Source organism: Gluconobacter morbifer G707, from assembly GCF_000234355.1.
GTDB classification, from domain to species: Bacteria; Pseudomonadota; Alphaproteobacteria; order Acetobacterales; family Acetobacteraceae; genus Gluconobacter; species Gluconobacter morbifer.
Genome location: NZ_AGQV01000011.1, coordinates 1 through 10999 on the forward strand (window position 1 = coordinate 1; position 10999 = coordinate 10999).

Sequence of the window (10999 nt, forward strand, 5' to 3'; positions counted from 1 at the left end):
GATCTGCTTCCAACACAGAGCGGAAACGGCCTTTTGGGGAAAACCATTAATAATCTTTCGTTTTGCCTGAGTCAGGCTCCCAAAACTTCAGTCAATGCTTCTTCGATCCCCTCACCTTGATCACGGTGCTGTCGATCAGAAGATGGAGTAGTCCGTTTGAACTGCGATACGCAATGTCGACGACCACAGTTTTCTGCCAACGGCTCAGTATGCTGGAATCCGGAACAAGGCACGATAGTTCAGCCAGACGAAACAGATTTTCGACAAAATTGGTTACCTGTTTCAAGGCCATGCCAAAGAGGGGCTTCAGCATTGGACAGGTCTGTATGGCAGCATTATTATAGCTTCGTTGCCGACCACACCTTCCTGCTGACTCTCCCTCCTATATTATTACCATGTCATCGACGGGTCAAAGCATACCGTCAATGATCCGCGCTGCTTCAGCGGCACACTATTTCGTCGTTGGGTAGAAGGTGAGAGGAGATTTGCTCATACCTCGCGGCTATCAGTCAGTGACGACAACTGTATCAAAGTTCAGAAGCCCGTAACCTTCTATGTGTATTTTTACAAATCTTATTTTTTCCAGCACTTCAACTTTCAAATTCCATAGCTTAATATCCGAATTACTACAAAAAACTGTTTTCATATTTTCTATTTCCTCACCAACACTTATCGTTAAGTTTTTTGTTCTTGATCCACCCAACTCTGGCTCTGGCCTGTCAAAGAAATACACATTCCGGACAAATTTACTCTCACCAATATCAAGAATCCACCAAGGATTTTCCTGATAATCCGTATGTATTGAGTGTCCATATCTTGGGAGAATATTTAATGCCCTACTTGATTCATTCTTGGAATATGAATAGGAACATGTTGAACTTTGAGAACAGGCTTTTCCTATAGAAATTATATTTTCATTTATATGCGGAAGCGCTTTTTCTTTAAAAATATCTCTATAATCATCTATAATGACATTTTTTTCAAAGGATTCGTCTACATTATTATAGAATAAAAAAACAATTTTTGGATATTCGATTTTTTTATTTTTCATATAGTTTATTATATTCTTTTTTATTTGGGGGGAAATTTGTTTTTATAAACTTATCCAGATTTGATACTGGATGTATAAATGTTTTTTCTTTAGCTATCTCTCTAGCATAATCTATTAATGATCCCTTATTCCAATCATAGTGGTCTAAGTTATCACAAAAATCTTCTAAATCAGCATATTTCAAATCGCTAATTTTGCATTCAGTCCGCATTACAGCCTCTCCAATAGGCCACTCTTCTAATTTATATTTTTCTCTTATTTTTGACTGTGATAATCTTCTTGAATAAAAACAAGACACAGCAAGTTTAGAAAAAAATGATATACAAAAAAGGGATTTTTCTACAATATTTATACCATAATAAGGAAGACAATCTTTCAGGTGGGGTCCAACAGCTGGAGGAAGCTGTTGGCCTATAACATCGATATGATTTTCCTTCATGATATTCACGATATCATCAATACTATTCGACACAAAAACATCGTATTCCAAAGTGACATAATAATCATAATTTATTTTATCGAGAAAAAATAATATAGTAGAATAATCTCCATTATACCAGAATCCACCACTTGTTGGCAATCCTATTTCTTCTATTGTGTTTTTATTAATTATGTGAATTTTATCATAATTTATATTAAGATCCCCGTTTGTATTATCTATTTGAATATATACATCGCCATTCAATACAAATTTTCTCATTTGATTAAATGTTTCTTCAATTATATCATTCCATTGATGGCATTTAAAAATAACGGCGTATTTCATTCCCCCCCCAAAAAAATTAGGCTTCTATTACAAACAAAGATATATGTCCTGCGATTGACAATAACCATAAAATCTACGCTCAATTCAAGGATTCCATTTTGCATATACCTAAAAAATTCTTATCCTCATTTTCAAATGCCTGACTGAAAACTAGCTAAGTGATTTCAGCGGATCCTGATGAGAACACAATTGTATCATGGCCTATGACTATGACGTCTCACAATCCAACATCGTATCGATTGCGGTACAGGCGCAAAAAGTCCTCCCTCGCCTTGGTCTCAGGATCTGTGAAAAAGCTCCGAAAACCCGCAGATCTAGAGAGAAAGCCTTTGACCCTCCGGACCCTGTTACACTTTTGGGATTAGACGTCGTCCAAAGGCCAACAAAAGGCTCTGTCCTGCTAGTTCAGCCCCTTCCCTAAGAGCGCCATCTGCAGTGGATCGAGACCCGGCCGTCAACTACCGTCTTGCGCTGCAGGATGATCTCTTAGGAGGCACTATGCTCGTCCGCTCTTGGGGACGTCTCGGAACCAAAGGTCAGGAGTGGCAAAAGCGCTTTGTCGATTCGGTCGCCGCGCACGCAGAGCTGGTGCGATAGGTCAAGCAAAGTACGTCGGGGCTATCGGCTACAACGTACGCCGCTTTCTCTTTCTCGAGAAGATCAGCGCAAGCGCGTAACAATATCCCCGATCTACTCCCAACGCAGAGTAAAAACTAACTCGCAGAATCATCAGTCAACACAGTTCTTTCCCCATCCTGCACGATGATGGCTTCCGTATTCTGTATAGACACACCGGCCAAAAAGCTAAAATCCGACGTTCGGGATTACACAATAATTTATCAGACAAATTATATCTTTATTTATGATTTTTATTCCGCGGATTGCTTGACGAGCAGAGCAGGTCACCTCCCTTCACCGATATACCCTGAGAGCAATAGACATGATATTCGAATTACCATCTTGCTTTGGCCAAAAGTTCATGTCCTTCCAGCCAAAACGCGAGTCATCATAGATTTATAGGTTCTTCAATCTGACCTCCGCGTGATTGTCCTTTAAACTTAGGACTCATAACCAAGCAGAAAACGGCCGGGCATCTGTCGTAGCGGGATTCCAGAGAATGGGGAACTCGGGATTTTTCTTGAGGGGGACCTGGCGGCAATGCTGGGCTTTGCGTTGAACAAAAAGAACGCCGCAGTCCATCCGGACCACGGCGTTCTAGAGAAGTTCTTAGTGCAGGGTTCAATGGTTGCGGGGGAAGACAACCAACGATACTTGCGATTGGTGAACCGCCAGATACCCAGACTCGCCGCATGAGCAGGGCAACCATGCCAGACACATCTAATTGTTGCGCCAGCTTCTACTGTCTGGGTGCCAAATACCCTGAGCGCCTTCCGGAGCACCCAAGGTTGCAATGATTGGGCCAAAAAAACTCCTCAGTTCCGACTGAACATCTGAAAATGATGGGAGCCCCATTGCGGGGGACGCTCTGCGCAGAAATCCCGACCACAGTCCACGTTCTTCCACAATAGCGGCGAATGCGCCGGTCAGCCCTATCGGCATTTCGCTCGGAATAGCCGTCTCACGGCGGCGAAGCGTGCCGTGGACAGCTTCTACTACATTGGCCAGATCAAACCGAAAGGTCTGCGTCGTAACCCATATATCGTGGAAGTCTTTGATGCGACCGTTTGCCTCCCCGAAACGAATCATTGCCTCGAATTTTTCAGAAATCACTGTTTCAGGAGGATACATGAGGATTCTGCCTTGAGGTAAGCCGGGCAGCAACGTCGGAAAAATCTCGTGTTTCGGATCCGGATATACATAATCCCCAAAACCGATATCGATCAAAACATGAATCTTGGCACCAGCTAAGTCGGCCTTCACGCTCAGGCGGGCGCCTTGGTACTTGTCAGCTTCGCGAACCGGTTCGACCTTCAATGTCGTCGGGTCAAAGAAAATCCCGTCTGCAGGAGCCTCGATATGACAAATGCGGGTGAATAACTCCATGAGGGCCGTTGGAGTAGGATCGCCGTGCCCCAACAAATCAAGATCGCCGGTTGGCCGGAAAACATGCTGGGGCCATGTCACGAACAACATCGCCCCCTTAAGCACATAACGTTCGACAGCGTCAGTCTGGCTAAGACGAAACAGCAACCGTTCAATAGCATAACGCGTCAGCACCCGCTGAAAATCATCGCTATGTTGCCTAGCGTAGGAGTGCAGCTTAGCGCGGATCGAAGCGGCCGGATTTTTAAGGATCCTGTCTTTCACTGCATAGCCTTGATATAGGGCTCCATCCGAGCAGAAACCCGATCAATAGCGGCAAATTTCATGAGTTCGCCAGAAGTGGTCTTGCGCTGATGCAGGGCATCACGCAGCGCCTCGATCGCCACATCTTCGCCAACAGAGCGGCGATGCTTGAAGCAGTCTGCAACAGTCTTGGCGACACCGTAAATTGGCACCGCCACACCCTCGATGTCGACGTGTTCAATTCCGGCCGTCAGAACCTCTCCTGTAGCACGAACGATCTCGAGGCGCAGGCCTGTAGCGCTGGGCGAACGGGCCCGATGAGGAATGGTCATCCACACTGCGTGCGGTAGTTGCGTCGTAAGTTCATGAAAACGCAGGGCGCTCAAGAGGCTTACGACACCGTTTGGAATGCGGCGTGCCGCCTCAGCCAAGTCATGAGCTATATCCTCGCCCATACGATCGGGCTCTTGATAGAGACCACGTCCGAGGCGGACTAGATCGCCAGCATCAGTTAGACGCTTAAGATATACGAGCGGAATGCCAGCCGCTTTCAGATCTCGTGCGCGCGCAATCCCCCTAGCCCGAACCAAGTTAAGAGCGAGATCGCGATAAGTCATATGACGTTCGGACATAATGTTACCTATTGTCGTCATAAATCCACAATTGTCGACAAAAGATAACAGTTGAGGATTCTAATCTGATGTCATATATTTCATATGATGATGGTTCAGTCTAGCACCCCTTCAGGCCTAACCCCTAAACACGTCCGCGCTGCGCGCGCGCTGCTGGCTTGGTCGCAGCAGGATTTAGCCAAGGCCGCCAAGGTCGGTACCTCGACCGTCGCCGACTTTGAGCGCGGCTCTCGCACGCCTGTGGCGAACAACGCCCAAGCCATCCGGAGCGCCCTTGAGACGGCAGGCATTCGCTTCCTGCCAACCGGCGCCGTGATCGGCCCTCCCGTTTCAATGTTCACCTCCTCTGACCGGTCTGGAACGCCAGTGCGTTGGGTCGACGCTGATGACCTTGCATCTTGGGCCGGACGGACAGATGGCCCCTTCAGTCTACCGACCCTCCTTGCCTTTCTGATACGTGCCACGCATGGTAGCGCCATACATCTCCGCTTTCCCTCAGATGGTGGCGTGCGTCACTCGGGGTGGGACGGGCTTACCATCACGGACGTTGGCAGCGACTATGTCCCTCAGGGAAATGCAGGTTGGGAGTTAAGTGCTCAACGCACAAATATCTCTCAAAAGATAACCAAGGACTATACCAAGCGTACCACCGAACCTGCGCCGCTGGATCCCGCCGTATCGGCCTACATTTTCGTCACCTTGCATCACTGGCCACAAAAAGACGAATGGGCCCGAACACAAACCTCTGCGGGTCCGTGGCGGGAGGTCCGCGTCTACGACGCCGACGACCTTGTGCATTGGATCGAGCAGACGCCTGCTGTCGGCCTGTGGCTGGCCAATCGCCTTGGCAAGCGGCCACCGGGGACGCGGGAGCTAGACGAGGTCTGGACGGAATGGTCTCGCGCCACGCAATGGCCGCTCACCGAAGACCTCGTGCTTAGCGATCGCGATCAGGACGTTGTCGAAGTACTTCGTTGGCTTCGCAATGAACCATCAGTCCTGTCATTACGGGCCACCACATCTGATGAAGTCGTGAGCTTTTTTCACGCTACACTTAGTGAACTGCCGGATAACCTAGCCTTAGCCTACCGTGCGCGCTGTCTGGTGGTGACCACCGCTGCTGCGGCGCGCGCGCTCGCTGATGCACTGGCCCCTTTAATTCTGGTCCTTACCGAGCCAGAACCTGGCTTGGCACAGAGCCTCGCAAGCAAAGGCCATTTCGTCCTGCAAGCATACGACGACAGATACACGTCACGGGGCGAGGCACGCACTCTTGAGCGACCATCCAGAGAAGGCATCGCCAACGCACTTCAGGCTGGAGGGATAGCTGAACCTCGCGCCCGTGCGCTGGCTCGTGATAGCGCTCGAAATCTCGCAGTTCTACGTCGCCTGCTGCCGGGCGCGCCCGGGCGACTGCCGAAGTGGGCTGAGGGGCCTCCACCACGTGCCCTACTCGCCGCATTACTGGCCGGTGGTTGGGACGACAATTCCGAGGCCGACCAAGCTCTACTCTCCAAACTGGCAGACACGTCCTATGAACAGACTGTAGCGACACTTACGCCTTATGTGGATCAGTTTGATAGCCCACTACAGAAAGTCGGTACGACATGGCGCGTGGCGTCCCCTTCGGATGCATGGTTCCTGCTTGCCCACCACCTAAACACTTTCGACATTAAACGATTCGAAGAAGCCGCACATTCAGTTTTCGGTTCGATCGATCCTCGCTTTGCCATGGATCCGAACGAACGTTGGATGGCCGCCATAAAAGGCGTCCATCGCGACTACTCAGACATGATCCGTCACGGCATCGGCCAAGTACTGATCCTTCTGGCGCTGTGGGGTAGTCGAGTACACACTGTGCCGGATGTCAAGCATCGTGCAGATGCTATCGTCCGCAAACTGCTGACAAACGCTGATCAGCGTCTATGGTGGTCCCTGTCACGAGACTTTCGACTCTTGGCAGAAGCCTCACCGAACGCTTTCCTATCGGCGATCGAGGACTGCCTGGATCAGGATAACACACCGATTCTTTCACTTTTTGCTCATGATGAAGGTAACCCTTTCGGCGTCGATTACTTGTCAAACTTGATGTGGGCGATGGAGTCTCTCGCTTGGTCACCTGATTTTCTACCGCGCGTGAGCCTTAACCTCGCCCGCCTTGATGCACTCGACACAAAGCCGCGGCACCATTCCAACGGCCCTGCCAACAGTTTGCGTCAGATACACCTGCTGTGGAGTCCGCAGACCTACGCCACGCTCGACAGGAGACTTCGTGCGCTCGATCTGATTCGCAAACAAGAACCCAACGCAGCCTGGAAGCTGATGCTTGGTCTTCTTCCTAGTGGGCATGATATGTCGATGCCTTCGCCACTGCCCCGCTGGCGCGACTTTTCGGTTGATAGAATCGAGACAGTCACGTGGCCCCTAATCAGAAGCGGTGCTACGGCAATCAGCCAGCGCCTGCTCGAAGATGTCGGCACCAGTGCTGCGCGCTGGATTTCACTCCTTGGCCGGATCGGCAATCTTGGAACGGGACCGGAAGCAGTTTTGGACGCCCTTGAAAGAACAGAACCGCTTATCACTGCTCGGACCGATCGTCACGTGATATGGAATAAGCTAAGAAGCATTCTACATCATCATCGTCAGTTTCCTGAAGCAGAATGGCGTCTGCCCGACCCGGTTCTGGACCATATCGATGTGATCTATAATCGATTTGAGCCGGCAGACCCACTACAACGGATTGCATGGTTGTTCCAGAACGGTGTTCAGGTGCCCAATCCATCTGCAGAGGGATGGGAAGCCAGTCAGCGGGACGTAGAGATCGCTCGGATCGAAGCCGCCAGAATATTGTTCGAGAAGAATGGCATAACATCTGTGCTGGCGCTCGCCCGATTGACCGAGAGGGCAGCTTACCTAGGAAAAGCGATCTATGATGCGGGCTTTCCAGATTCGGACATTGACGCGCTAATTGAGGCAGCCGTTCGGAGCGACAATTCGCGCGAGCGTGACGTAGCACATGGTTTGATTGTCTCGACATTCTGTAATCGTGGGGAAGATTGGGGTGCTAATCTGCTCAACAAGGCTAGGTCTCAAGCCTGGGGAGATACCGCTGTAATCACCATTTTGCATGCGTTCCCAATCACCCGTTGGACTTGGGACCAGGTAGCGGCCATCGGGGGTGAAACAGAAACCATCTATTGGCGACAAACGCCTGTCTTCTGGATGAACGACGACCAAGAGAGCGTCGCTTACGCTATCCGTCATCTGATTGATGCTGGTCGCGCCCGGCATGCTCTACCACTCACTCAGCGCGGCGCTGACATAGGCTTGCCAACCGAACTGCTAGTTGAGCTACTGCAAGAAGCGGGTCGCCAGCCCTTCGAAGGCAACGGCGACAAGAATGAAGCTACAATGTTCCAGCATTATGTTACCGAGGCGCTCGGTGTTCTTGATAAACGTAAAGACGTGGATCACAACGTACTCGTAATGCTTGAGTGGAACTATCTCCAATTATTGGAGCACTCCCACCGACCGGCAAAGGTTCTGCTTCGCGCTCTATCTGAACAACCCCCGCTGTTTATAGAAATGCTAAAGGCCGTTTTCCGACCGAGCGAAGAAAGCGGCATCATCGACCCCGAACCTGCCAATTTCGAGCAGGCTCGCGCAGTAGCGAACCAAGCCTACCGTCTATTATCAATCTGGGACCGTCTACCAGGAACCCGCGATGACGGTCTTATTGACGGGCATGTACTTGAATCTTGGATTAAGGAAGCTCGCATATTGGCCCAAGGCGTGGGCCGCCGGGACATTGCCGATGACAGGATTGGCCAGATGCTCTCGGCCTCTCCCATAGGCGCGGACGGCAACTGGCCAGCCGAACCTGTACGTGACGCGCTTGATCTCTTTCGTAGTAAACCGATGCTTGAAGGCTTTCAGGTCGGCAAGAGCAATCGTCGCGGTGTCACCACTCGGATGCCCCGGGACGGGGGAGAACAGGAGCGGGTACTTGCAGCGCAATATCGCACATGGGCCGAAGCAATCAGCTTGGAGCATCCTCACACAGCCAAGGCGCTCAATGGCCTAGCAGAGCGCTATGATTGGCAGGCCCAACGCCACGACGAGGATGCTGAGCGACTTGATTGGGAATCCTAGTTGCAAACTTTGATCACCTCCAACCCATTTATCCCCGTCACGTGCGTGCATAGATGGCAAGCGGCCCGTACGTCCCAACTGCGGGTTAACAGAAAGCATAAGCTCAGACTGTCCTTCCACGGAGATTCGTGTCGACTGCTCGGTTTGACACGCTAAAAATGAAGCCATAAACCGCAGAAGAATTCGGTTTCGGGGGATGGCTTATGGAGATGAGAATGACAAAATTAGTTTTTACGCTTAGTGGTTCGCCAATAGCTACAGTTCATGCCGGCTGCGTCCCGCCTGTGGGATCAGCGGTAATTATCCGTACAGATAATTATAAAAAAGGCCTCGTCCCTGGCTCACTTATTCGGTTCACTGTAGAAGGCGAGCATTGTGATCCTGCCGTATTCGATTTCACAGAAAAAAATACGACAGTTTATTTCGACGTCAATGGCTACGAACTTTTGGAAAAAGGCCCGCCACTCGACCGATGACCAAACAATATTAGACGATCTCGATAAAAATTACGGGGACTAGCATAAATTAAGGAGATTAAGTGAGCGCCCACTGGGGGCGTTAAAGCCTATTAGGCCTTGCTCGTCAACTTCAACTTCGCCTTCAAATGTCGCTTCCAGAGCATTATGTTCAGCAATGATTTCCCGAAGCTTGCGATAGGACAAGGGCGCTATATTGCGGCGCGCACCGAGAATCTCCGCAGCATTACGCGCGGGCATGCCCGCAACAAAGTGTTCCAGAAGGCATTTTTTGGGGAGCAAGTCCAAATGGCTACGACGACGTGCCTTCATATTACATATCAATACTTTATTGGCTTACCTATGCCAGCATTGAATCCTATTGCTTATGACTGCTTCTGCAATCCCATCGACGCGAGAGCAATGGTCAACACTCCAAAAAATCCACCAAAAAAACTAACGGCCAACAAGTGTTGATCGGGAAAAGAAACACGACAAGCGTTCCACCGATCGTCATCAGGCAACTCTCCGTGCAAGCCTGGGCGGCAGTGGCCGTGCCGCTCATCCCGTCAAATGGTGTCAATGCGGCGTTAACTGCGACGGAAATGGTAATGGCAACACCAGATGCAATGATCCACATCGGTAGAATTATACCTGCCACCAGAGGTAATAACCCGATTTGCGCGCCAGCCATCAAGCAGGCTCCCATGATCGAAAGGCTCATCCCACGGATCAAACAACCCCTTGGGCCCCACGCCGTTGCGAAGCGAGAACCCAGTTTCGCCGTAATCGCTAAAACTACTGCGACAGAAGCAAATGCAAGACTGAATTCAAAGGAAGTAAGCCCTCCCTTTGACATTAGAATCCTTGGCGAAATAGAAAAGAAAACAAAAAAATCGCCCATGGCAACAGACGATCCAATAGTATAAATCCAAAACAACTTGTTGGTGAAAATGGACTTCAATGCCAGAAAACTGAGGCTGTTATTGTCTATTTTTCGTGTTTCAGGCCAACGAAATATCGCATTTATCAGTGCTGCGGCAGACGCTCCGGCTAAAAACCAGAATATACCAGTCCACCCGAACCAGTGTTCGATCGCAGCCCCCAAAATCGGTCCAAAGGCCGGTACAAAAGCAAGGCAAGCGCTAAACATTCCGTAAACGACGCCAATTTCTCTGCGGCCTGCATACACATCACGAACGGTTGCAAAGGTGGCGACAAGTGCGCCTGACGCTCCAAAGGCCTGAAGAATCCGAAAAAGTAAAAACAGGTCACCTGAACGCGTACATGCCAATGCTGCTGATGATCCGGAGAAAATTAATGCACTTCCAAATAATACCGGTCGCCGCCCGATATGATCAGAAAGAGGACCAAACAATAATTGACCGCAACCGAGAACAAGAAGGTAAAAAGTTAACGAGAACTGTATGAGCGTTGCATCCGTCGATAAAACATCTGGCATTATCGGCACAACCGGGAGATACACGTCCATTCCCAACGCAGCCATAAAGTCAAACGGAACCATCAGGGCGAGCGCAGATGGAAGGGAATGTTCCCAGCGAACCTTACTCATCCAGCACCTCTCTTTTATAATTTCCGATCTAACCAACTCAAGGCTACAAACCTCCGATCCTAAATTAGATTTTCAAAGCAAAAAATACTTCATATTCTTCTATAAGAGATCGCTTGTGGATTA

The 10999-nt window shown here is 49.8% G+C and carries 9 protein-coding genes and 2 pseudogenes; 3 read left to right on the forward strand and 8 right to left on the reverse strand.

Going from position 1 to position 10999, the window contains the following annotated elements; translation table 11 throughout:
- Positions 1-106: 106 nt before the first annotated feature.
- The 3 genes and pseudogenes from GMO_RS14755 to GMO_RS14270 all read right to left on the reverse strand — a co-directional run.
- Positions 107-450: pseudogene (locus GMO_RS14755) on the reverse strand (transposase); the annotation flags it as partial.
- A gap of 55 nt (positions 451-505) precedes the next feature.
- Entirely contained in the window at positions 506-1051 is a 546-nt protein-coding gene (locus tag GMO_RS14265; protein WP_139064468.1) for a hypothetical protein, read from the reverse strand.
- Positions 1041-1817: a hypothetical protein gene (locus tag GMO_RS14270; protein ID WP_139064469.1), complete on the reverse strand. Its 777-nt coding sequence runs from the start codon at positions 1815-1817 to the stop codon at positions 1041-1043. The genes GMO_RS14265 and GMO_RS14270 overlap by 11 nt, the downstream gene beginning before the upstream one ends.
- A gap of 498 nt (positions 1818-2315) precedes the next feature.
- On the opposite strand from GMO_RS14270, the gene GMO_RS15010 reads away from it, so the two are divergent.
- Positions 2316-2414 (forward strand): WGR domain-containing protein, encoded by a 99-nt coding sequence (locus GMO_RS15010; protein ID WP_083813679.1) that lies wholly within the window; start codon positions 2316-2318, stop codon positions 2412-2414.
- 741 nt (positions 2415-3155) lie between these two features.
- Here GMO_RS15010 and GMO_RS11970 read toward each other — a convergent pair.
- From GMO_RS11970 to GMO_RS15015, 3 genes and pseudogenes are all read right to left on the reverse strand, one after another.
- Positions 3156-4085, reverse strand: a complete 930-nt coding sequence (locus tag GMO_RS11970; RefSeq protein ID WP_050801481.1) for a nucleotidyl transferase AbiEii/AbiGii toxin family protein — start codon at positions 4083-4085, stop codon at positions 3156-3158.
- A complete protein-coding gene (locus tag GMO_RS14770; protein ID WP_008852687.1) occupies positions 4082-4396 on the reverse strand; it encodes a type IV toxin-antitoxin system AbiEi family antitoxin domain-containing protein in 315 nt (104 codons plus the stop codon). Before GMO_RS14770 ends, GMO_RS11970 begins: the two co-directional genes overlap by 4 nt.
- 144 nt (positions 4397-4540) lie before the next feature.
- Positions 4541-4717, reverse strand: a pseudogene (locus tag GMO_RS15015) (type IV toxin-antitoxin system AbiEi family antitoxin domain-containing protein); the annotation flags it as partial.
- A 69-nt stretch (positions 4718-4786) separates the two neighbouring features.
- Here GMO_RS15015 and GMO_RS11980 point away from each other — a divergent pair.
- Positions 4787-8848, forward strand: a complete 4062-nt coding sequence (locus GMO_RS11980; RefSeq protein ID WP_175282622.1) for a helix-turn-helix domain-containing protein — start codon at positions 4787-4789, stop codon at positions 8846-8848.
- Between the two features lie 215 nt (positions 8849-9063).
- The gene (locus GMO_RS14445; protein ID WP_147318800.1) at positions 9064-9324 is read left to right on the forward strand and encodes a hypothetical protein; all 261 of its coding nucleotides are present in this window, start codon (positions 9064-9066) and stop codon (positions 9322-9324) included.
- Positions 9325-9363: 39 nt separating this feature from the next.
- On the opposite strand, the gene GMO_RS14280 is transcribed toward GMO_RS14445, so the two are convergent.
- Positions 9364-9636: a hypothetical protein gene (locus GMO_RS14280; RefSeq protein ID WP_139064470.1), complete on the reverse strand. Its 273-nt coding sequence runs from the start codon at positions 9634-9636 to the stop codon at positions 9364-9366.
- A gap of 94 nt (positions 9637-9730) precedes the next feature.
- Positions 9731-10876 carry a CmlA/FloR family chloramphenicol efflux MFS transporter gene (gene cml / locus GMO_RS11985; protein ID WP_008852689.1) on the reverse strand — a complete coding sequence of 382 codons (1146 nt, stop codon included), beginning with the start codon at positions 10874-10876 and terminating at the stop codon, positions 9731-9733.
- Positions 10877-10999: the final 123 nt, after the last annotated feature.